We start from the raw sequence: 20,607 nt of genomic DNA, 5'->3' as shown, positions 1-20,607 counted from the left end.
CCAAGGGGAACCTTCCATGAAACGCAGAACTTTCCTTGCCTCCTCGGCTGCTATGGCCGGCATTGCCGCCACCGGCGCACCGGCTTTCGCACAGGACGATCCGCTGAAGATCGGCTTCATCTATGTCGGCCCCGTGGGCGATATGGGCTGGTCCTACCAGCATGATCAGGGCCGTCAGGCGATCGAGGCCGAATATGGCGACAAGATCCAGACCAAGTTCATTGAATCGGTTCCCGAAGGCCCAGACGCCGAGCGCGCGCTGACCTCGCTGGCGCTGGAAGGCCATGAGCTGATCTTTGCGACCTCTTTCGGCTATATGGATTCCGTGATCAATGTTGCGGCCAAATTCCCGAATGTGAAATTCGAGCATTGCACGGGCTACAAACGCGCCGAGAATGTCGGCACCTATGATGCACGCTTCTATCAGGGTCGCGCCATTCAGGGCACCATCGCAGGGCGCATGACCAAGTCGAACAAGATCGGCTATATCGGCTCCTTCCCGATCCCTGAAGTGATCCAAGGGATCAATGCGGCCTATATCCACGCCAAGAAGGTCAATCCCGATGTGCAGATCTCGGTGGTCTGGGCCTATACATGGTTCGACCCCGCCAAAGAGGCCGATGCCGCAGCTGCCCTGATCGCCGATGGTGTCGATGTGATCTTGCAGCATACCGATTCCACCGCGCCGCAGGCCAAGGCGCAGGAAGCCGGCAATGTGATCACTTTCGGGCAGGCCTCGGATATGTCGAACTTCGCGCCCAAACCGCGCGTCAGCTCGACCATCGACAACTGGGCCCCCTATTACAAAGGGCGCGTTGCGGCCGCTCTGGAAGGGTCGTGGAAGGCCGATGCCACTTGGGGCGGTATCGACAGCGGCATGGTGAAGATCGGTGAAATCACCGATGCGGTGCCCGCCGAAGTCAAGCAGGAGGCCGAGGCGCTGATCGAGGCGATCCGTTCGGGCAGCTACCACCCCTTCACCGGCCCGTTGAAAAAACAGGACGGTTCGGACTGGCTCGCCGAGGGCGAAGTGGCGGATGATGCAACGCTGGCCGGGCTGAATTTCTATGTCGAGGGGATTTCCGCCGAAATCCCCGGCTAAGACCTAACCCCTTGGAATGTGGGAAGGGCACCGCCACTGGTGCCCTTTTTCACAACCGGATCCGGGCAGTTCTCGCGGCTGCGGCGAATAAGATCAGGAACATTTATCGGACCGGCTTGGTTATCCACCTGAAAAGACACCCCGCCGTTATCGGGGGTCGCTCAGGAGGAATGATGAAGAGTAAACTTCGTAACACGACCGCCCTCATTGCCGCGCTGGCCACTTTGGCCCCCAGTCTGACGGTCGCGCAAACCATCCCAGCGGTGCCGAAACAGGCCCAGTCCGAAGACCGCCCCGATACGGATCGCGGCAAGATGTCCTCGGGCAAAGAGGACACCGGCCCCAGTCAGGCCCGCGCGACCACCTGTATCGAGACCCAAAGCAAAAACGGCGTCTCCGCCAAGGCCGCAGCAGAGCTGTGCGAAGGCATGACCGCCGCAAGCCCCAATTCCCAGGCCGAAAAGCGCAGCGAGGCGGCGCAATCCGCGCAAGCGCGTGCACAGGCGGATGCACAGACCGAAGCGGCCCGCAAGAAAATGGAGGCCCGCACCGCTGACCCGAAATCCGACCCGAAACCGGACACCGGATCACAGGGCGCGGCCCCTGACGCCAGCCCCGAACTCGGCACCCGAGCCACCTCCAAGGCCAAAGATGAAGGCCAGAACACCGCGCCCGCACCGCGCGCGGACAAAAGCGGTGCCCCACAATCCTCGGCCCAATCCTCCTCGAAGCCTTCGGCCTCGGACGCGGTGAAAAAGGCGACGTCGGAACAGGCCGATACCGCGAAAGGCACCCCCAAGGCACAAGACGGCACATCACAGGCAGAGCCCAAGGCCCAGCCCGAGGCAGGCCTTCTGGGCACCGGCAAAAGCGGGACCCAAGCCGGAAAGCCCGAGCTGAAAGCGGATGCAGAAGGCGGTAAGGTTGACGCGCTCAAGCGCAAACTGGGCGGCGACAGCGCCGATCCGGCGACGGCAGAACAGTCCAAGCCCGCAGGTGCCAAGCCCGCAGGTGCCAAGGCCGGAGATGGCAGTACGGCATCGAAGACCAAGGCAGGAGAGGCGCGCGACCAGAGCGACGCCCCTCAGGCCAAACACGCCCCGTCCGATGCCGCAGACCGTAAGGGCAAGGCCGCAGCTTCCGAACAGGACGCGGCGCAGCAAGAGAGCGGCAAGACAGAGGCGCAATCGCTGTCCAAGGCTCTGGCCGAAAAGCAGGCGGCCCAACCGGCAGATCCCCGCGCCGCCGGGGCGAATGCTGAGGCAGCCGCCCCCCGTGACGGCAAAGACAGTCGGCAGGAGGCCCAAGAGCCGCGCCGTGTCGAAGAGGCTCTACAGGCCACAGAAGACGCACGCCAGCGCGCCAGCGAAGGGGCGCCGGTGAAGAACGAGGCCCTTGCAGACAAGGCCGACATGCCCGCCGCAGGTGACAAGCCGCGCGCCAACTCCGCAGAGGGGGCGCCGATGACCGAGGAGGTCATTACCAAAGACAATGCGCGTTCCTCTGCCGAGGATTTCGCCACCGCCGTCAATGCCAAACCGAGCCAGAAATCGCCCGAGGCCGACAAGAAATCGGGTCTCTCGGATTTCGAGAAAGTCGCGATTGCAGGGCTTGGGGCGCTGGCCGTCGGGGCGATTTTGCAGAATGGCTCCGAGGTTGCGGTCAATTCCGGCGACCGTGTCGTGGTCCAGAACCCCGATGGCAGCTATGGTCTGATCAAGGATGACAACGCGCTCTTGCGTCAGCCGGGCTCGACGATCCGCACCCGCGATTATGACGACGGCTCGACGCGCACCATCACCGAACGTCCCGATGGCGCGCAGATCGTCACCATTTATGATGCCCAGCGCCGCATCGTCCAGCGGAGCCGGATCGAGCCGGACGGCACGCGCTACATCCTGATCGACGATTCGCGCGGAGCCGCACCTGTGCAGGTCTCCGACCTGCCGCGCGCCAATTTCCGTGATGTCTCCAGCACCAGCAACGAGACCGCCCTGCGCGATGCTTTGGCCCGTAATGCCGATGTGAACCGTGGGTTCACCCTGTCGCAGATCCGTCAGATCCCGTCGGTGCGCGCATTGGCACCGGCCATTTCGGTGGAGAATGTGACCTTCGCGACAGGCTCCGCCGCGATCCAGCCCGAGCAGGCGCAGGCACTTTCCGATCTGGGCGAGGCGATCAAGGCCCGTATCCGCGAGAACCCGCAGGAAATCTTCCTGATCGAAGGTCACACCGATGCGGTCGGGAACGCGGCCTATAATCTGGCCCTGTCGGACCGCCGCGCCGAATCGATGGCTCTGGCACTGACGGAATATTTCGACATCCCGCCGGAGAACCTTGTCGTGCAAGGCTATGGCGAGGAATATCTGAAGGAAAACACGCAAGGTGCCTCTGAACAGAACCGCCGCGTGACCATCCGTCGCGTCACCGATCTGCTGCGTGTCGCCGCGAACTGATCCGGAGCACGCACCGACGATGTCAGGGCGCCCCAAGCGGGCGCCCTTCGACACTTGCGCTTTGTCATCATGCTCGGGCTCGGTTAAAGACGCCCGAGACGCAGATGGAGAATACCATGCCCGCAAAGGCCGAACTGGACGACGGTGGCAAAACATTCACCCTGACCGTAGGGGTCTGGTTCAATACCTACCCTATGGAAGAGCTGGACGACTGGATCGCCTTCTATCACCGCAACCGCGCCGACCATCCAAAATCGCTGCACAGCTATGATGACACGATTGCCGCGCTGGAAGCCCTGAAAGCTGCGCTGAAGACGTAGCAGGCCATAGCCCTGCCCGCCCTCTTGCCCCCTCCGGCCCGACCCTTTTGGCCAGACCTGTCCCATCGGCAGGGCAGCACCATCCTGCCCCAGGCGAAGACCAAACAAAAACAACGCGCCGTAGCGCGTTTGTCTTTGTTTTCCGAAGATTTTGAAGTGGTGGCGAGGGGGGGACTTGAACCCCCGACCCCACGATTATGAGTCGTGTGCTCTAACCAGCTGAGCTACCTAGCCATTGAGCGGCTATCTACGGTCTGGGCCGCAAAGCGTCAACCCCAATTTCGGAAAATCGTCATCTTTTTCGCATTGCCGCTGCGACAGGGAAAACCGCCCCCTTTTGGCGGCAGATCAATAGACCGTCACCGGCGTGCCAATCTTCACCGCATCATAGAGCGCGATCACATGATCATTGACCATGCGCAAACATCCGTTGGAGACCGCGTGACCGATAGAGCTGGGCTGAGTCGTGCCATGAATGCGGATCGCCGTATCATGCCCGTCCTGATACAGATACATCGCCCGCGCGCCCAAAGGGTTGTTCGGACCACCCGGCATACCATCTGCATATTTCGCGTAATGGTCGGGCTCGCGTTTGATCATATCGGGCGTGGGCGTCCAGCTTGGCCATTTGACCTTGCGCGCCACAACCGCTTTGCCGCGGAAGACCAGCTCGTTCTTGCCCACGGCAACGCCATAGCGCATCGCAACCCCGGGGGCGGTGATGTGGTAGAGGAAGAACTTATCCGACAGCACGATGATCGAGCCGACCTCCAGCTCGGGCCTCACGCGCACCTCGCGCGGATAGAACTGCTGGGCAATCGGCCAGGTTTTGGGTGCAGGCGCAGAAGAGGTCTCGATTTCCTGAGCCAATCCGAGGGTCGGGACCGTCAGAGCAGACAGGCCCGCCAGGCCACCAAGCACAGAGCGACGCTTCATATGTTATCTCCCGTAACAGGCAGATGCCGTTCAACCGCGATGAATCGTCACTTCAAAACCAGCGGTCGAAACCCGCATCTTTATCTTAAAACAGCTTATCCCAAGGCATCCGCGAAAGGAGAGCGCTTGCCAAGATCCTAGAACAGAAAATCTTCACATATCGCAAAGATGACACGTCAAACGATCCGCGCCTGCTTTGTGGTGCCGGAAATTGCCTCTTTGGCGGTGGTCAATCCGGTGCGGCCTTCCTATCTGGTGAACAGGTACAGGACTCGGGGGATGGTGTATGACAGAGCTTCATACAAGGTTTATCGTGGATGGCATGCATTGCGGGGCCTGCACAGGGCGGGTCGAACGGGCCCTTCTGGCCGTTCCCGGCGTGCGGCAGGCCAATGCCAATCTGATGGCCCGCAATGTCACGCTGCACTTCGACAGCCCGACGGAAGGCGGTCCGGCAAGCGCGGATCTGGCCCGCTCGCTGGAGGCGGCAGGCTATCCGATTGCCGAGGCCGAGGCCGATCTGGCGTCAGACACGGACATCCCTGCCGAGCTACAGAGCCGCGCCCGCGACACCCTGCTGGCGCATCCGGCCATCCTGTCGGTCGAGACCGCCGCGCGCCAGATCGATGTCCGCTACGCGCAAGGCGCGATTGCCCCAAGCGAGATGGTCCGGCTTCTTGCGCCGCTCGGGCTGGAAGCCAAGCCGCGCAAGGCCGAGACCCCGCCGCCCGATCGCGCCCATAAACAGGCCGATGAAACCCGCAAGCTGCGGCGCGATGTGATCGTGTCTGCGGCGCTGACCCTGCCGGTCTTCATTCTGGCGATGGGCAGCCACCTGATCCCCGGCATGCATCATCTGATCGAGATGACGATCGGTGAGCGGCTGAGCTGGGTGATCCAGCTTGTCCTGACAACGCTGGTGCTTCTGGGACCGGGGCGGATTTTCCTGACCCTCGGCCTGCCCGCCCTGCAACGCGGCGCCCCGGAGATGAACTCGCTCGTGGCGCTCGGGGCGCTGGCGGCATGGGGCTATTCGACCCTTGTGACGCTTGTGCCCTATATGGTGCCCGAAAGCGCGCGCGGCGTCTATTTCGAAGCCGCCGCCACGATTGTCACCCTGATCCTGCTGGGCCGCTGGTTTGAAGCGCGGGCGAAGGGCCGCGCGGGCGAGGCGATCTCGCGATTGGTGGGCTTGCGCCCCGATACCGCCCGCGTCGAGCGTGGCGAGCAAATCATCGACCTGCCCGTGGCCGAGCTGGCGGCGGGCGATCTGGTCCACCTGCCCCCCGGTGCAAGGGTTGCCGCCGATGGCATTGTCACCGAAGGTCAGGGCTGGATCGACGAAGCCATGCTGACGGGTGAAGCCGCGCCGGTCGAGAAATCCGAAGGCAGCAGCATCACCGGCGGCACCGTCAACGGCACCGTGCCGCTTGTCTATCGCGTTACCGCGACCGGCACCGAGACCGTTCTTGCCCGCATCATCGCGATGGTCGAAGAGGCACAGGGCGGCAAGCTTCCGGTGCAGGCACTGGTGGACCGTGTCACGCGGGTTTTCGTGCCGGTGGTGATCGGGCTTTCCCTGCTGACCTTCCTGATCTGGATGATCGCGGGACAGGGCTTCACCCATGCGCTGGTGGCCGGCATTTCGGTGATGATCATCGCCTGCCCCTGCGCGATGGGGCTGGCCACGCCCGTCTCGATTCTGGTGGGCACCGGACGTGCCGCCGAAATGGGGCTTCTGTTCCGGCGCGGTGACGCGCTGCAACGGCTGGCAGAGGTCAAGACCATCGCCTTTGACAAGACCGGCACCCTGACCGAAGGCCGCCCCGTCCTGAGCGACCTGATCGCCGCCCCCGACAGCCCGCCTGCCACCGAGACATTGCGGCTGGCCGCAGGGATCGAGGCGCGTTCCGAACATCCGCTGGCCCATGCGATCTTGCAGGGGGCAGAGACACGCGGCCTTGTCCCTGCCCAGGCCAAGCGGGTGCGCAGCCAGACAGGGCGCGGCCTGACCGGCGAGGCCGACGGGCACAAACTGGTGATCGGCAATGCGGCGGCGCTGAACGAGCATGGCATTGCGACAGACACCCTGAGCGACCAGGCCGATGCGCTGGCGGCCAAAGGGAAAACCCCGATCTGGATCGGCATTGACGGGCAGCTTGCGGCGCTGATGGCAGTCTCCGACCCGATCAAGCCGCAAGCGGTCGAAACGGTGCAGGCGCTCGAGAAGGCGCATGTCGAGACGGCCATGATCTCGGGGGATCTGCGCCGCACGGCACAAAGCGTGGCGCAGGGGCTGGGGATCGGGACGGTTGTGGCCGAGGTTCTGCCCGACGGCAAGGTCGCGGCCATTGAGGACATGAAGCGCAAAGGCACCACCGCATTCGTTGGGGACGGTATCAATGATGCCCCCGCACTGGCCGCAGCCGATATCGGCATCGCCATCGGCACCGGCACCGATGTAGCGATCGAAACCGCCGAGGTGGTGCTGATGCAGGGCGATCCGCGCGGCGTCGGTCAGGCGGTCCATCTGTCGCGTGCGGTAATGCGCAATATCCGCGAGAACCTGTTCTGGGCCTTCGCCTATAATGCCGCGCTGATCCCTGTTGCGATGGGCGTTCTGGTGCCTTTCGGTGGCCCCGGCATGTCGCCGCTTCTGGCAGCGGCGGCTATGGCCTTTTCCTCGACCTTTGTGGTGACGAACGCCCTGCGGCTGCGGCGGTTGAAACTGTAAGCCCGCGCGCATCGGCAGATCCTTGCCGATGCGTCACCCCCACCCTTTCCGTGCGGGAAAGTTTTGGCTAACTGGAGATATCGGTCTTTCCGGGGTTTTCAGATGCATTTGTCACGACGGTCCATGCTCCTTGGCCTTTTCGCGCTGAGCGCCTGTGGGGCAACGCCCAAAGCACCGCAGCAGCAGATGAACCTGCGCCCGAACGAAACCCCGCAACTGCGCAAGATGATCAACCAATATGCCGATCATTACGAGATCCCGCGCACGCTGATGCATCGCGTGATCACCCGCGAAAGCGGCTATCGCCCCGATGCCCGCAATGGCAGCTATTACGGCCTGATGCAGATCTCGCCGCAGACCGCCGGTGCGATGGGTTTTCGCGGCAAGCCTAGCGGGCTTCTCGACCCCGAAACGAACCTGAAATATGCCGGTAAATACCTTCGCGGTGCATGGATGTGTGCCGATGGCTCCAGCGACAAGGCCGTTTACTGGTATTCGCGCGGCTATTATTACGAAGCCAAGCGCCGTGGCATCCTGACCGAGACGGGCCTGCGCGGCTGACGGCACCGCCCCCCTTCGCAGCCCCTCCTTGGGCGCCATCTTCTCGCCGGAATGCCTACCGCATTCAGGGCAGGAACTGTCCGCCCCGACGCAGCGACGCCTCCATTGCGATCACGCCTTCGGGCCCGCCATGTCGGGCCAGCCAGTCCATCACCTTACAGGCGGAGGCCGTGTAAAGGGCATGGCTCTCGGTTGCAGCCCTCCTGCGGAAATCACCGGCATCCGCTGGTGGAGAGATCCTGCCCGCGTCATCACACCCCAGAATCCGCCCCTCCCGTAGCGAGAGATACCGTGTATCGCGCGAGATATAGACAGCCAGCCCCTCATCGAACCATGCAGGCACGGCACCGGTGAGAAAGTGGAACGCCCCCACACGGTGATGCAGCTCGGCATGCGCCAGTTCATGCGCAAGGATTGTCACCGGCGTCCCTCGCGCGGTCACAAAGACAAACCTGTCCAGATAGGCCATCGCGCGCGGCCCCGTCCGGACGGAACGGTTACACGCCTCGGACAGGCAGAGCAGCCATTCGGGATCGGAGGCGAGATCGGGATAGACGCCCCGCACACGTGCCGAGGCCCCTTCAAGATTGTCCAGCGCCGAACGGATTTGCGCGTCACTGGCCTGCCCGTCGGCATAGACATGCGGCGCGACAGGCCGGTAGCCGTAACAACGGGGGCAAAGATAGAGACCGATCTCAGGGGCGGCATATGCCACGCCCCCACCAAGCACCAGACCTGCAAGACAAAGACAGAGTACCGCTACGCGACGCATCCGGTGGCTCTCCCGCAAGGTTGAAACGGATATCAGCTGTTGTGAAAAATGTCGGACCCGTCCCATCGCGCGTGAACGCGGCGGGGCGGGCCTTGGGCGGGTCTGGCGTGGCACGCCGTTGCCGGCCTCAATCGGCCAGCAACGGCCCCATCACCTTGCCCGCAAGGATATGCATATGGAAATGCGGCACTTCCTGACAGCCATGCTCGCCCGCATTGGTGATCGCACGGAAGCCCTTTTCCTCGACCCCCAGATCCTTGCAGATCTGGCCACAGGCGCGCATGAAATCGAGGATCTCAGGATCTGACGCATTCTGGCAGAAATCATCGTAATTCACATAGGCCCCTTTGGGGATCACCAGAACATGGTCCGGCGCCTTGGGGGTGATATCCTTGAATGCCAAGGTGAATTCGGTTTCGAGCACGGTGGCATTGGGAATATCGCCGCGCAGGATTTTGGCGAAGATATTCTCGCTATCATAGCTATAGGGCAAAGAAGCCTCCTTAGTCGGAAAACAGGTAGTCGGTGGCCGCAATCTCGGCAGCCGTATCGGTATCAAGCTTTAGAAACTGTGCAAGCGGTCCGGCATTGGCCTGCACCTGCGCTGTCTCACGAATACGCCAGAAATGTTCGAACTCCGCATCGCGGATTTTCTCGCTTTCATACCGCAGATCATAGCGGATGGTCGGCAGAACCCTCTCGTAGATCTGCGACGGGCTGTCATGGGCGGCCAGTCCGATCCGTTGCGCATGGCCAACCAGATACTCATCCGAGAATTCCGTCTCGATTTCCAGAATACGTGTCTCGACCTTATCCGAGGTCAGATCGCGCAGAAGATCGAAATCCGAGGGATCGACACAGATCAGCAGCCGGTCGCTGCGATGGTATTCCAGCAGCATCCGCAGCAGGGCCCGACGGTGCCGGTTGCGCTTCTCCAGCGTCTTCTCGATCCCGCCAAGCGGGGGCAGCTCTTCCTGTTCGTTGAAAAGATAGTTGACCGCCGGAAGATCGGTGCGCGCGCGGATCTGTTCAACCAGACGTTTCGCGACATGCCATTTCTTGCACAGCACCACATACAGCACACGGTCGCGGCCCAGCGTCGATTCTGTCTCCCAGAAGCGGGGCGCGAAACGGTGCCCCTCCCGCCCCTTCTGCGTCAGGAAGCCGAACAGCGCGCGCCCCTCGTTCGAGATCGGGAAGGCCATATCCTGCTCGCCCCACAGCTTGCCAAGCCGTGCTTTCATCTCTTTGGCCTCGGGGCTGATCTTGCGGGCAAACAGATAGTCCTGCGCCAGCAGCATATCGTAATGGTCGTTATAGAAGGTCACCGGCATGCCGTAATCGGTGAACATCAGAAAGGTCAGCGTGCGCGAACGGATCTCGCGCTCGGGGACAACATGGCGCGCGATGGTCTGGAAGAAGGTCTCGTCGGGGATCCATGTCGTTGCAAAGAAGCGCAGCACCTCGGGCCGGTCCTTGCAGAACTGCAGGATTTTCTCGACGCTGTCGCGCCGCAGGCACCACCATTGCGACCCGATCATCATCTCGATATCGGCAGGCACCTTGCGGGTGATCCCGAGGCGCTTCTGCCATTCGTAGCTTTGGTAGAACCACCATTTCTGGGTGCGCTCGTTGAACCAGTGGCGGTAGATCAGGCGCTCTTCCTTGAACCCCGTCTTGATCCAGTCGGAATTGAAGAAATCGAAGCTTTCGATATAGTCGCAATTCTCGCTTTCGAGAAAGCGATGGGCATATTCCGCCGATTTGATCTGCATGCAATCGCCCGACAGCATGTAGAAATGCGTGGCATCGGGGAAGGCCTCCACCGCCGCTTTCACCGCCTCAAGGGTGGCGGCGACAAGGCTCCATTCGCCCCAGCCGCATTTCAGCCGCTTTCTGGCAAAAGTGACCTGCTGGTTATCGGCCAGCCCGTCGCGAATCTGCTGGAAATCGGCAGGGTTCGCCCGCGCGTCGAAATGGATGGACACACAATCCCCGGCCGCCGTCAGGCGGGCCGCTTGACGGATCACCGTTTCAGGGTCTTTGTGTGTCAGAAGAATGAAGGCAATCTGGACCATATTTATCGGCATATTCTATGTCAGTTACGCCACTATCGCCCCTCTTTGCGGCGAGGGACATTGAAAATATAAAGTTTGTTTGCTTTTTCAGTCTAATTATTGCGTAAAGGTGACGACAAGCGCACCGGGTTCAAGGAGCAGGCAAATGGGTTTTCCCGGAACGTGGATGACAGAAAGTGAAAGCGTGGTCTATCGCGTGGTGCCCAAATGCGCCTGCTCGTCCATCGGCCAGATCATGTTTTATTCCGACCACGGCCGCTTCTTCGATGGCGACATCCATGATTCCAAAGAGGGCCTGCACAAGTGGTCGCAGGACTATAGCCAAGGCCCGATCGAGCGCGTGGTCAAAGGTGGCAAGGCCTATTCCTTCACCTGCGTGCGCAACCCCTATGGGCGCATCCTGTCCTCTTTCTTCGACAAGATCGCCGGCATCCAGCGGAATGGCCGCCGCTATCGGGGTAATCTGGTGCCGCAGCTGATCCAGAAATACGGTATCGAGGTCGGCTCTCCGGAAGACAATTTCGACTTCGATCAGGTCAAAAGCTTCCGCCGCTTCCTGCTGTTCGCGCGCGACACCATCCGCTGGCGCCGCCCGATGGAACCCGACATCCACTGGTCCGCCATGTCCGGCCATATCTCGACCTTCATCGTGAATGGCGGGCGCTACAATAACATCTTCTTCACGGAAAAGTTCAATGAAGGCATGCAAAGCGTGCTCGACGACATTGAAACACCGGTCAAGGTCGACCTTGCCGCCGTGCCGAAATTCAATGAATCCGAGGGGCATGGCCCGAAACGCGCCCATCCGATCAGCGATTATTTCGATGATCTCTCGCGCCATCTGGTCTGGGAAATCTACAAGAAGGATTTCCAGCTTTTCAAATATGACTTTGACAATCCCGACAATAAAATGCCTTTGGGGGAAGTCGATCTGGACGAGGTTCACGCAAAACTCGGCCAATAAGGCGGTCGTGTTTTTCAAGACCGCATCCATTTCTATAAATGGCGCCTGATATGCCGCATCCCCATACACCCTCCCTTCCCGCCCGCCTTGTCGCCCATCTGCCCGGCCCGCTGGGCCCCTGGCTCAGCCGACATGTCGACCGACTTGAAATCGGCCTGCTGATCAGCCTGTGCCTGATCGGCGGCGGGGTCTGGGCCTTTGCCCAGATCGCCTCGGAAATGACCGCAGGCGACACCACCGCCTTTGACCGTGCCGTTCTGCTCTGGTTCCGTGACAGCAATGATCTGGCCGTGCTCAAAGGCCCGCACTGGATGGAAACCGTAGTGCGCGATGTAACTGCCCTTGGCGGCGTCACCGTTCTGGGCAGCCTGATCGTCTTCACGACAGGCTATCTGCTGATGGAGGGCTACCGCCGTCAGGTCTGGGTCCTGCTGGCCGCCGTTCTGGGCGGTCAGGTCGTCTCGAATGTCTCGAAACTGCTTTTCGACCGTGCCCGTCCGGATGTCGTGCCACACGGGACCGATGTCACCTCGGCTTCTTTTCCCTCCGGCCATTCAATGATGGCCACGATCACGTGGCTGACGCTGGCCGTGATGCTGGCACGCCTGCAAAGCCGTCGCCGGACCCGCGCCTATCTGATTTCCGTGGCGGTGCTGATCTCGATCAGCGTCGGCATCAGCCGTCTGGCGCTCGGGGTGCATTGGCCGACCGATGTGCTGGCGGGCTGGTCGATTGGCGCGGCATGGGCGCTGACCTGTATGCTGGTGGCAGACTGGTTCTTCCCGACCCGTCCCGCACCGGACCTGCCGCCACAGGACTAATCCCGCCAGATCAACGCGCGCGGCAGCGGAGCGGCCCGAGCGATGCCCCGATCAGGGGCGTTCGAGGGGCGCTCCACACGCCCCTCCCCTCGCCAGAGGCGATTGCCGTCACACAAGACCCTGCGCGGCAAAAAGCGCCTTCACATCCACCTCGGGCCGCGCCCCGTAATGCGAAATCACCTCGGCAGCCGCCACGCAGCCCATACGGCCCGCCACATCCAGCGGAACCCCCGTGGCGATTCCATAAAGGAAGCCCGCAGCAAACTGATCGCCCGCCCCCGTCGCATCCACGGGCGTCACGCGCGTGACAGGCACCTCGACCCGCTCGGCCCCGCGACGAATGATCACATCCGCTCCGGAGCGCGTGCAAACCACCAACCCGCATTCCGAGGCCGCCTGATCGAGCGCCGCCGGCAGATCGGTCTCGTAAAGCGCCGCCCACTCATGCTCGTTGCCAATCACATAATCCATCTCGTCGCGGACCAGGCGACGGAAATCGGCACGGTGGCGATTGACGCAGAAGGGGTCCGACAATGCGATACCGGCCTGCCCCCCCGTGCGCCGCGTTGCCTGCGCCGCCTTCAGGAAGGCCGCTTTTCCCTTATCCTTGTCGAACAGATAGCCTTCAAGGAACAGATATTCGGTATCTTCCACCACCGAAAGAGGCACATCTTCGGTCGATAGCTCTGCCGAAATCCCCAGATAGGTATTCATCGACCGCTCACCATCGGGGGTGACGAAGATCATCGACCGCGAGGTCGGCAATTCGCCATCCTTGATCGGCGCATTGGGGAACCCCGTTCCCTCGGCCTCCAGCGCCGCCTCGTAGAAACGCCCCAAGGCATCGTCGCGCACACGCCCCACAAAAGAGGTACGCAGCCCCAGATTCCCGAGCCCCGCAATCGTATTGGCAACAGAGCCGCCCGGCGCCTGGGTGCGCTCTTTCATCGAGGCATACAGCGTCTCGGCGCGGTCTTTCTCGATCAGCTGCATGATGCCCTTCTCGATCCCCATATGGTCGAGAAAGCTGTCATCACATTGCGCAATCACATCCACAATCGAATTGGCGATACCAACGAACTGATACTTTTTCATAAGGTTTTCTCCTCAAACTGGCACAGATCCCGGATCAGACAGGCACCACATTTCGGTTTGCGCGCGACACAGATATAGCGACCGTGCAGGATCAGCCAGTGATGCGCATGTTGCTGGAATTCCACAGGAACATTATCCTCGATGGCGCGCTCCACAGCCTCGACATCCTTGCCGGGGCAAATGCCCGACCGGTTGCCGATCCGGAAAATATGCGTATCCACAGCCTGCGAGGGATAGTGGAACCACATATTCAGCACGACATTCGCCGTCTTGCGCCCCACCCCGGGCAGCGATTGCAACGCCGCACGCGACGAGGGCACCACCCCGCCATACTCATCGACCAGAATACGCGCCGTCTTGATGACATTCTTGGCCTTCTGCCTGAACAGCCCGATGGTTTTGATATGCTCGATCAGGCGTGCCTCGCCCAGCTCCAGCATTTTCTGCGGCGTATCGGCGATGGGAAACAGATCTCTGGTGGCCTTGTTCACCCCCGCATCGGTCGCCTGCGCCGAAAGCGCCACGGCCACCAGAAGCGTGTAGGCATTCACATGGTCCAGCTCGCCCTTGGGCTCGGCCTCAGATGTGCGAAACCGTGCGAAGATCTCGCACATATCGTTATATCCAAGCTGTTTTGCGCTTTTCTGGGTCATGGCCAAGCTATGCCCAGATGCAGGCTGTATCGCAAGTTTATTTGCATCCGGCCCTTACGACAAAATCTTCGGAAAATCTTTGCATAAATAGAGTTAAGACCGTTTTCGTTAAACTCGCGTTATCCATCCCTCGGGCAATCTGGACAGCGTGGGATATCCGCGCAGGGAGACGCAAATGGACATGGGCTACCCGATTTCGGCAATCATCCGGAATCGCGACGAACATAGCTGGATGCTTCGGTCCGAGTTTCAGGCCGAAGAGATGCTCGAAATTCTGTTCGAGGGAGACGTGGCCGTTTTGCGTGACCCCGATGGCAACGCAGTGGCGCGCGGTCTGCTGACCGCCGATATCCCTGTCTTGCTGGAATCCCCCGAAGGCACCTTGCGCCTTGACCGGATCGAGATTGACGGCCAGCTCTGTCTTTATATCCCCTCTCTCGCGATGGTCCCCGGCCAGTCCTATACCGAGGCCTCGCAGCTTTCGACGGGCGGACGGGCCGCCACGCCGGAAGAAATCTCGAACCTGCCCTGTCTGGCTGGCGGCACCCTGATCGCGACGGACGAGGGGCCGCAACCGATTGACTGGCTGCGTCCCGGGGACCGTGTCCTGACACGCGATAACGGCTATCAGCCGCTTTTGTGGCTGGGCCATCACACCATGCCGCGCCGTGCGCCGATTGCCACGCGGCTGATGTCGGTCTCGGCGGATCTTCTGGGGCCAAACCTGCCCGAACGCGAACTGATCATGACCCCGCGCACGGGCGTTTTGCTGGCCGGTCCCGAGCTGGAATTATGGTTCGCCGAAACCGAGATGCTGGCACAGGCCGACCATCTGGCCAAACAAACTCCCCGCCTTGAAGGGCGCCGTATGGTATATTCCCTGCTGTTCACCGCGCCAGAGCTTGTTCTGGCCGAAGGTCTGTGGGTTGCAACCGTGCAGGCGGACTCTTCCTATATGTCGCTGATGCCGCCGCGCGTGCGCACCAGTCTGGCACCACAAATCGGCGAGTATCACGATCTCTCCGCCCGTGTCTGGCTGGCCGATTGGGAAGCGGATATGTTCTGCAAGGACCGTCGCCGCCGACAGGACCGCATCGCCGCCTGAGGCCGGAACTCTTTGCACAGGATTCGGGTCGTGCCGGGCGGCAGGCCGCATTAGGCTGGCAGACACCCGCTCTTTCAAAGGCCCGCCCCATGCAAGACAGCTATCATTACCAGCTTATCGCCCGCGCCATCGCCCAGATCGATGCCGCCCATGCGGCAGGGACGTCACTGACGTTAAGCGCATTGGCCCGGAAGCTCCATATGAGCGAAGCCCATTTCCAGAAATGCTTCACCGCTTGGGCGGGCGTTTCCCCACTGCGCTACATGCAATATCTCAAACTGGATCTTGCCAAGGATCTTCTGCGCCAGCGTCACCCGCTGACAGCAGTGGCGCAGGAGACGGGGCTTTCGGGCAGTGCCCGCCTGCATGATCTGGTTCTACGCTGGGAAGCGATGACGCCAGGAGAGTTTGCGCGCAAGGGAGCGGGGCTTCTGATCAACTGGGGCAGGTTCGACACCCCCTATGGTCCGGCACTGGTGATGGGCACGTCGCGCGGCATTTGCGGGCTGGCTTTCAGCGCCGAAATGGGCGAGACGACCGCATATCAGGATCTGGCCACGCGCTGGCCCGCCGCCACGTTCGTGGAAAATCCCGAAGCGCTGGAACAGTGGGTGACAGCCGCCTTTGCGCAACGGGGGGACGTGGCGCTGCATCTGTCCGGCAGAGCGTTCCAGATCAAGGTCTGGGAGGCTCTCTTGCAGATTCCCGAAGGCGCCGTTGCAACCTATCAGGACATTGCCATCGCCATAGGGGCCCCAAAAGGCGCCCGCGCGGCTGGCACCGCTATCGGGCGCAATCCGGTTGCCGCGCTGATTCCCTGCCACCGCGCCTTGCGCAAATCAGGCGGATTGGGCGGCTACCACTGGGGCCTGACCACCAAACGTGTGCTTTTGGCGCGCGAGGTCGCCCGTGCCGAGGCAAATGGTTCACGAATGCCCCACGCCGCCCTCGCAACCGATAACGATTAGCGGAAACGATAGGCAAAATGCCGCGCAGCGCATCAACGCCAATGGAACTTTCCCGCAACTCCGACGTAATATCAGCCGGACGTCCGAGAATACGGATGCAAGGACAAAGGCGAGAACGAGATGAACAAGAAGATTTCCCTGACTGTGGCAAGCGTAGCCTTGCTTGCGATGGCAGGCTGTGTGACCACCCCCGCCGACCCTAACGACCCCTATCAGAACACCCGTGGCGGTGCGATTGCCGGTGCCCTTCTGGGCGGCGCGGCCGGTGCCATGTCGGGCGGCGACGAGCGTCTGACCAAAGCCGCCGCCGGTGCGGCAGTGGGCGGCCTGATCGGCGGCGCGATCGGCAACCAGATGGACAAACAGGCGCAGGAGCTGCGCCGTGATCTTGACGCGCAAGGCACTTCGGTGGTGCGCGACGGCAACAACCTCGTGGTGACGATGCCGCAGGACATCCTGTTTGCCACCGACAGTTCGGCAGTGCGCCCCGATCTGCAAAACGATCTCTATACGCTCGCGGGCAGCATGAACCGCTACCCGAACACCACGCTGCAGGTTGTCGGCAATACCGACAATACCGGCGAAGCGGCCTATAACCAACGCCTCTCCGAGGCGCGCGCCAATGCCGTGACAGCGGTTCTGGTGCAGGCGGGCGTGCCGTCCTCGCGTATCCAGTCTTATGGCCGTGGCGAAGAAAACCCGATTGCCTCGAACCTCACCGCCGAGGGCCGCGCGAAAAACCGTCGGGTCGAATTCATCATCACCCCGACCAACGCGAACTGAAAGACGCACCACACCTATGTCGAAAGGGCCAGACATGTTCTGGCCCTTTCTTTTTACCAATTTGCTTGGCATTAAGATAATTGGCTAGAAAATCTAACCAAGGGGGGTGCCAGCAATGCCGTTTCGAAAGATTGAATCCGAAAAGCTTGCAACAGCCATTGTCCGACAGATCGAAGAACTGATCTTGCAAGGCATCCTGCGGCCCGGCGAGCGGCTTCCGTCAGAACGCGAATTATCCGAACGGCTGGGCGTCTCCCGCCCCTCTCTGCGCGAAGCGATATCGGAGCTACAGGATCAGGGGCTGCTTTGCACCCGTGCCGGTGCGGGGGTCTTTGTGGCCGATGTTCTGGGCTCGGCCTTTTCGCCTGCACTGATCCGGCTGTTTTCCTCCTCCGATCAGGCGGTCTATGATTATCTGGCCTTCCGCCGTGATGTGGAAGGGCTGGCAGCCGAGCGCGCTGCCCGTTTTGCCTCCGACACCGACCTGCAGGTGATCGACAGTCTTTTCAAACGGATGGAAGCCGCCCATTCCAAACGGAGCTACACCGAAGAGGCGGCGCTGGATGCGCAATTCCACCTTGCCATCGTCGAGGCCAGCCACAATGTCATCATGCTCCATATGATGCGCGCCATGTTCGAATTGCTCAGCGAAGGCGTGTTCTATAACCGCTCCATGCTGTTCAAAAACCGCGTGACCCGTGCCGAATTGCTCAACCAGCACCGCGCGATGAACGAGGCCATCCAGAAACGTGACGGTATCGCCGCGCGCGAGGCCGTGGCCGCGCATATGAATTTCGTGGAAGTCGAGATGACGCATAACCGCAAGGCGCTCAAGAATGAGGAAACCGCAAGGCTGCGCCTGCAACAAAGGAGTTGATCCAATAAAAAACCCGGCCATTTGGCCGGGTTTTGTCTTTATGCTGACCCCGAAAGCTCAGTGCAGGCGCTGTGCAACCTCGGTGATCGACGCATCGATACGGGCGGCTTTGTCCTGAGCAGACATCTGCTCGGCCATCACCTTACCAGCCGCAGCGATTGCGACCGAAACCGCTTGATCGCGCACAACCTTGATCGCGCCGGCTTCCGCCGAAGCAATCTGCTCTTCGGCAGATTTCAGACGACGTTCGATCGACTCCGCCAGATCTTTCTTGGCCTGAGCAGCTGCCAATTCCGCGTCGCGCTTGGCATTGGCGACGATCTCGTCGGCCTGAACCTGCACTTCGCGCGATTTGCGCTCGTAGGTGGCAAGAATGGACTGGGCTTCCTCGCGGAGGCTGCGCGCCTCTTCGAGGTCGGATTTGATCCCTGCGGCGCGCTTATCCAGCAGACCACCCAGCATCGTCGGGACTTTCACATAGAAAAGCACACCGATGAAGGTCAGGAAGGCCAGCAGCACAACGAAATTGGTGTTATGCAGGCTGAAGAACGGGCCGGAGGCTGCAAAGGCAGGCTGAGCAGCAACAAGGGCAGCAAGAACAGCAAGTTTCTTCATGACCTTATCCTTTCAACCGTTCGTCGACAGCCGCAGCAACGCTGGCCTGATCGGCCTTGCCACCCAGAGCCGCAACGATTTCCAGCGCGGTTTCCTTGGCGACGGCTTCCACCGCCGCGCGGGACCCTGCTTCGATCTCTGCGATCTTGGCTTGGCTTTCCGCCGTTTTGGCCGCGATCTCGGCATCCGCTTTCACGATTGCCGCATCCACGTCTTTCTGGATGTCCGCACGGGCCTCGGCGACAATCGCCTGCGCTTTGGTGCGAGCATCTGCGAGGGCCTTTTCATAGGCGGCCTCGGCTTCTTTGGCCTTGAGCTTGAATTCCTCGGCGGAGGCTAGATCCCCCGAGATGGTGCCCTGACGGTCGGCCAGCACGGATGCGATCCGCGGCAGAGCGACTTTTGCCAGAACCCAGTAGATCACGACCAACGAGACCAGAAGCCAGAAGATCTGGTTGGGATAGGTCGAGAAGTCGAGCTGCGGCATGCCTACAGCTTCGGCGCCGTGCGACCCGCCATGAGCAGCTTCGGCTGCGCCATGCGCCATTTCGGCGGCTTCGTGTTCTGTTGCCATGTCGTTGTCCCTCTCGGGTCGCAGGCACGCGACCCTGTCTCAAACTCGGAAGGGCCCGTCGGGGCCCCTCCGTCCGCAAGATTGCGAAAAAGGGATCAGACGGCGAACATCAGCAGCAGAGCGACGAGGAACGAGAAGATCCCCAGTGCTTCTGCGAATGCGATGCCGATGAACAGCGTTGCGGTTTGACCAGCGGCTGCCGACGGATTGCGCAGGGCACCCGACAGGAAGTTGCCTGCAACGGTGCCCACACCGATTGCCGAACCACCCATACCGATACAAGCCAGACCTGCACCGATGTAAGCACCCATTTGAACGATATCGCCTTCCATAGTCGTCACTCCTAAAGTTGGAATTGGCTTGAGTAGATTAACGCGATCCTTGGATCGACCTTAGTGTGCGGGATGCAGCGCGTCTTTCAGATAGACGCAGGTCAGGATCGTGAAAACATAGGCCTGGATGAAGGCAACAAGCACTTCGAGGCCGTAGATTGCAGTGATGGCCAGCACGGACACGGGAGAGATCAGCGCGATGGCGGCAAAGCCTGCGAAAACCTTCATCACTGCGTGACCGGCCATGATGTTGCCCGCAAGCCGGATCGAATGCGAAACGGGGCGGACGAAGTAAGAGATCACCTCGATCAGGGCAAGGATCGGACGCAGCGGCAGCGGTGCCGCAGTCACCCAGAACAGGCCAAGGAAGCCCATGCCGTTCTTGATGAAACCGATCACGGTCACGGCGACGAACACGAAAAGTGCCAGCAGAGCGGTGACAGCGATATGCGAGGTGGTGGCAAAGCTCATCGGCAGCAGGCCGAGGAAGTTTGCGAAAGTGATAAAGGAGAAGATCACCATGATATAGGGGAAGAATTTCAGCCCCTCTTTACCACAGATGTCTTCGACCATCTTATGGCCCATGCCGTAAAACAGCTCGGCAATGGACTGCGCACGGCTCGGTACGATGCCGCGGCCACGGGTGCCGACAACCAGCACCAGAACGATTGCGATGATGGCAATCGCCATCCACAGGGTTGCATTGGTAAGCGTATACCAGTGCACCGGACCCTCACCCACCAGAGGGGAGACCACGAACTGGTCCATCGGGTGGAAAGCCATCTCGCCCGACCCTTCGGTCACAATCGCAATGAGGAGCATCAGGATCACAACGGCGAACAAGATGTAGCTGATCATCTT

Annotated in this window: 21 protein-coding genes and 1 tRNA gene; 11 read left to right on the top strand and 11 right to left on the bottom strand. The window is 61.1% G+C overall.

Going from position 1 to position 20,607, the window contains the following annotated elements:
* Positions 1-16 precede the first annotated feature (16 nt).
* The 3 genes from AC2ISB_RS01395 to AC2ISB_RS01385 all read left to right on the top strand — a co-directional run bounded on the left by AC2ISB_RS01395 (position 17) and on the right by AC2ISB_RS01385 (position 3,878).
* Positions 17-1,102, top strand: coding sequence for a BMP family ABC transporter substrate-binding protein (locus AC2ISB_RS01395; RefSeq protein ID WP_339109064.1), 1,086 nt, complete (start codon positions 17-19; stop codon positions 1,100-1,102).
* A gap of 173 nt (positions 1,103-1,275) precedes the next feature.
* Positions 1,276-3,558 carry an OmpA family protein gene (locus AC2ISB_RS01390; RefSeq protein WP_486575688.1) on the top strand — a complete coding sequence of 761 codons (2,283 nt, stop codon included), beginning with the start codon at positions 1,276-1,278 and terminating at the stop codon, positions 3,556-3,558.
* 116 nt (positions 3,559-3,674) lie between these two features.
* Positions 3,675-3,878, top strand: a complete 204-nt coding sequence (locus AC2ISB_RS01385) for a hypothetical protein (protein WP_486575686.1) — start codon at positions 3,675-3,677, stop codon at positions 3,876-3,878.
* A gap of 157 nt (positions 3,879-4,035) precedes the next feature.
* Here the strand turns inward: AC2ISB_RS01385 and AC2ISB_RS01380 are convergent.
* Both AC2ISB_RS01380 and AC2ISB_RS01375 read right to left on the bottom strand, forming a co-directional pair.
* A tRNA-Met gene (locus tag AC2ISB_RS01380) sits at positions 4,036-4,112 on the bottom strand.
* Between the two features lie 114 nt (positions 4,113-4,226).
* Positions 4,227-4,814, bottom strand: coding sequence for a L,D-transpeptidase (locus AC2ISB_RS01375; protein ID WP_339109061.1), 588 nt, complete (start codon positions 4,812-4,814; stop codon positions 4,227-4,229).
* Positions 4,815-5,100: 286 nt separating this feature from the next.
* On the opposite strand from AC2ISB_RS01375, the gene AC2ISB_RS01370 reads away from it, so the two are divergent.
* Together AC2ISB_RS01370 and AC2ISB_RS01365 are read left to right on the top strand one after the other, a co-directional pair.
* Positions 5,101-7,548 (top strand): heavy metal translocating P-type ATPase, encoded by a 2,448-nt coding sequence (locus AC2ISB_RS01370; protein WP_486575683.1) that lies wholly within the window; start codon positions 5,101-5,103, stop codon positions 7,546-7,548.
* Between the two features lie 123 nt (positions 7,549-7,671).
* Positions 7,672-8,109: a transglycosylase SLT domain-containing protein gene (locus tag AC2ISB_RS01365; RefSeq protein WP_339109059.1), complete on the top strand. Its 438-nt coding sequence runs from the start codon at positions 7,672-7,674 to the stop codon at positions 8,107-8,109.
* Positions 8,110-8,173: 64 nt separating this feature from the next.
* Here AC2ISB_RS01365 and AC2ISB_RS01360 read toward each other — a convergent pair whose 3' ends face one another.
* The 3 genes from AC2ISB_RS01360 to AC2ISB_RS01350 form a co-directional block, all read right to left on the bottom strand.
* Positions 8,174-8,881, bottom strand: coding sequence for a hypothetical protein (locus AC2ISB_RS01360; protein WP_486575681.1), 708 nt, complete (start codon positions 8,879-8,881; stop codon positions 8,174-8,176).
* Between the two features lie 127 nt (positions 8,882-9,008).
* Positions 9,009-9,374, bottom strand: a complete 366-nt coding sequence (locus tag AC2ISB_RS01355; RefSeq protein ID WP_339109057.1) for an HIT domain-containing protein — start codon at positions 9,372-9,374, stop codon at positions 9,009-9,011.
* Between the two features lie 10 nt (positions 9,375-9,384).
* Complete coding sequence (locus AC2ISB_RS01350) at positions 9,385-10,959, bottom strand: DUF5928 domain-containing protein (protein ID WP_406721638.1); 1,575 nt, start codon at positions 10,957-10,959, stop codon at positions 9,385-9,387.
* 145 nt (positions 10,960-11,104) lie between these two features.
* On the opposite strand from AC2ISB_RS01350, the gene AC2ISB_RS01345 reads away from it, so the two are divergent.
* Entirely contained in the window at positions 11,105-11,923 is an 819-nt protein-coding gene (locus tag AC2ISB_RS01345) for a sulfotransferase family protein (RefSeq protein ID WP_339109056.1), read from the top strand.
* A 50-nt stretch (positions 11,924-11,973) separates the two neighbouring features.
* A complete protein-coding gene (locus AC2ISB_RS01340; protein ID WP_339109055.1) occupies positions 11,974-12,744 on the top strand; it encodes a phosphatase PAP2 family protein in 771 nt (256 codons plus the stop codon).
* A gap of 108 nt (positions 12,745-12,852) precedes the next feature.
* Here AC2ISB_RS01340 and AC2ISB_RS01335 read toward each other — a convergent pair whose 3' ends face one another.
* Positions 12,853-13,839, bottom strand: coding sequence for an adenosine kinase (locus AC2ISB_RS01335; RefSeq protein ID WP_339109054.1), 987 nt, complete (start codon positions 13,837-13,839; stop codon positions 12,853-12,855).
* A complete protein-coding gene (nth, locus tag AC2ISB_RS01330; protein ID WP_486575678.1) occupies positions 13,836-14,492 on the bottom strand; it encodes an endonuclease III in 657 nt (218 codons plus the stop codon). The genes AC2ISB_RS01335 and nth overlap by 4 nt, the downstream gene beginning before the upstream one ends.
* A 175-nt stretch (positions 14,493-14,667) precedes the next feature.
* On the opposite strand from nth, the gene AC2ISB_RS01325 reads away from it, so the two are divergent.
* The 4 genes from AC2ISB_RS01325 (at position 14,668) to AC2ISB_RS01310 (ending at position 18,225) form a co-directional block, all read left to right on the top strand.
* Positions 14,668-15,597, top strand: coding sequence for a Hint domain-containing protein (locus tag AC2ISB_RS01325; protein ID WP_486575676.1), 930 nt, complete (start codon positions 14,668-14,670; stop codon positions 15,595-15,597).
* A gap of 89 nt (positions 15,598-15,686) precedes the next feature.
* The gene (locus AC2ISB_RS01320; RefSeq protein ID WP_486575674.1) at positions 15,687-16,565 is read left to right on the top strand and encodes a methylated-DNA--[protein]-cysteine S-methyltransferase; all 879 of its coding nucleotides are present in this window, start codon (positions 15,687-15,689) and stop codon (positions 16,563-16,565) included.
* A gap of 120 nt (positions 16,566-16,685) precedes the next feature.
* Positions 16,686-17,348, top strand: coding sequence for a YiaD family glycine zipper/OmpA-like lipoprotein (locus tag AC2ISB_RS01315; RefSeq protein WP_339109050.1), 663 nt, complete (start codon positions 16,686-16,688; stop codon positions 17,346-17,348).
* Between the two features lie 115 nt (positions 17,349-17,463).
* Positions 17,464-18,225 carry a FadR/GntR family transcriptional regulator gene (locus AC2ISB_RS01310; RefSeq protein WP_339109049.1) on the top strand — a complete coding sequence of 254 codons (762 nt, stop codon included), beginning with the start codon at positions 17,464-17,466 and terminating at the stop codon, positions 18,223-18,225.
* A 57-nt stretch (positions 18,226-18,282) separates the two neighbouring features.
* Here the strand turns inward: AC2ISB_RS01310 and AC2ISB_RS01305 are convergent, their stop codons facing one another.
* The 4 genes from AC2ISB_RS01305 to AC2ISB_RS01290 all read right to left on the bottom strand — a co-directional run bounded on the left by AC2ISB_RS01305 (position 18,283) and on the right by AC2ISB_RS01290 (position 20,568).
* On the bottom strand, positions 18,283-18,840 hold the full coding sequence (locus tag AC2ISB_RS01305) for a F0F1 ATP synthase subunit B (RefSeq protein ID WP_339109048.1): 558 nt from the start codon (positions 18,838-18,840) through the stop codon (positions 18,283-18,285).
* A gap of 4 nt (positions 18,841-18,844) precedes the next feature.
* Positions 18,845-19,414 carry a F0F1 ATP synthase subunit B' gene (locus tag AC2ISB_RS01300; RefSeq protein ID WP_339109047.1) on the bottom strand — a complete coding sequence of 190 codons (570 nt, stop codon included), beginning with the start codon at positions 19,412-19,414 and terminating at the stop codon, positions 18,845-18,847.
* 95 nt (positions 19,415-19,509) lie between these two features.
* The gene (locus AC2ISB_RS01295) at positions 19,510-19,746 is read right to left on the bottom strand and encodes a F0F1 ATP synthase subunit C (RefSeq protein ID WP_339109046.1); all 237 of its coding nucleotides are present in this window, start codon (positions 19,744-19,746) and stop codon (positions 19,510-19,512) included.
* Positions 19,747-19,806: 60 nt separating this feature from the next.
* On the bottom strand, positions 19,807-20,568 hold the full coding sequence (locus AC2ISB_RS01290) for a F0F1 ATP synthase subunit A (protein ID WP_339109471.1): 762 nt from the start codon (positions 20,566-20,568) through the stop codon (positions 19,807-19,809).
* Positions 20,569-20,607: the final 39 nt, after the last annotated feature.

The sequence above is a fragment of the Thioclava sp. NS-SX20 genome, assembly GCF_057380695.1.
This window is presented reverse-complemented; position numbering and strand designations above follow the sequence as displayed.

Coding starts and splice junctions, on each gene's coding strand:
- AC2ISB_RS01300 (WP_339109047.1), bottom strand. CDS start 19,414: ATGGCAACAGAACACGAAGCCGCCGAAATGGCGCATGGCGCAGCCGAA.
- AC2ISB_RS01375 (WP_339109061.1), bottom strand. CDS start 4,814: ATGAAGCGTCGCTCTGTGCTTGGTGGCCTGGCGGGCCTGTCTGCTCTG.
- AC2ISB_RS01345 (WP_339109056.1), top strand. CDS start 11,105: ATGGGTTTTCCCGGAACGTGGATGACAGAAAGTGAAAGCGTGGTCTAT.
- AC2ISB_RS01325 (WP_486575676.1), top strand. CDS start 14,668: ATGGACATGGGCTACCCGATTTCGGCAATCATCCGGAATCGCGACGAA.
- AC2ISB_RS01335 (WP_339109054.1), bottom strand. CDS start 13,839: ATGAAAAAGTATCAGTTCGTTGGTATCGCCAATTCGATTGTGGATGTG.
- AC2ISB_RS01315 (WP_339109050.1), top strand. CDS start 16,686: ATGAACAAGAAGATTTCCCTGACTGTGGCAAGCGTAGCCTTGCTTGCG.
- AC2ISB_RS01395 (WP_339109064.1), top strand. CDS start 17: ATGAAACGCAGAACTTTCCTTGCCTCCTCGGCTGCTATGGCCGGCATT.
- AC2ISB_RS01385 (WP_486575686.1), top strand. CDS start 3,675: ATGCCCGCAAAGGCCGAACTGGACGACGGTGGCAAAACATTCACCCTG.
- AC2ISB_RS01340 (WP_339109055.1), top strand. CDS start 11,974: ATGCCGCATCCCCATACACCCTCCCTTCCCGCCCGCCTTGTCGCCCAT.
- AC2ISB_RS01370 (WP_486575683.1), top strand. CDS start 5,101: ATGACAGAGCTTCATACAAGGTTTATCGTGGATGGCATGCATTGCGGG.
- AC2ISB_RS01350 (WP_406721638.1), bottom strand. CDS start 10,959: ATGGTCCAGATTGCCTTCATTCTTCTGACACACAAAGACCCTGAAACG.
- AC2ISB_RS01360 (WP_486575681.1), bottom strand. CDS start 8,881: ATGCGTCGCGTAGCGGTACTCTGTCTTTGTCTTGCAGGTCTGGTGCTT.
- AC2ISB_RS01305 (WP_339109048.1), bottom strand. CDS start 18,840: ATGAAGAAACTTGCTGTTCTTGCTGCCCTTGTTGCTGCTCAGCCTGCC.
- AC2ISB_RS01310 (WP_339109049.1), top strand. CDS start 17,464: ATGCCGTTTCGAAAGATTGAATCCGAAAAGCTTGCAACAGCCATTGTC.
- nth (WP_486575678.1), bottom strand. CDS start 14,492: ATGACCCAGAAAAGCGCAAAACAGCTTGGATATAACGATATGTGCGAG.
- AC2ISB_RS01320 (WP_486575674.1), top strand. CDS start 15,687: ATGCAAGACAGCTATCATTACCAGCTTATCGCCCGCGCCATCGCCCAG.
- AC2ISB_RS01295 (WP_339109046.1), bottom strand. CDS start 19,746: ATGGAAGGCGATATCGTTCAAATGGGTGCTTACATCGGTGCAGGTCTG.
- AC2ISB_RS01290 (WP_339109471.1), bottom strand. CDS start 20,568: ATGCTCCTCATTGCGATTGTGACCGAAGGGTCGGGCGAGATGGCTTTC.
- AC2ISB_RS01365 (WP_339109059.1), top strand. CDS start 7,672: ATGCTCCTTGGCCTTTTCGCGCTGAGCGCCTGTGGGGCAACGCCCAAA.
- AC2ISB_RS01390 (WP_486575688.1), top strand. CDS start 1,276: ATGAAGAGTAAACTTCGTAACACGACCGCCCTCATTGCCGCGCTGGCC.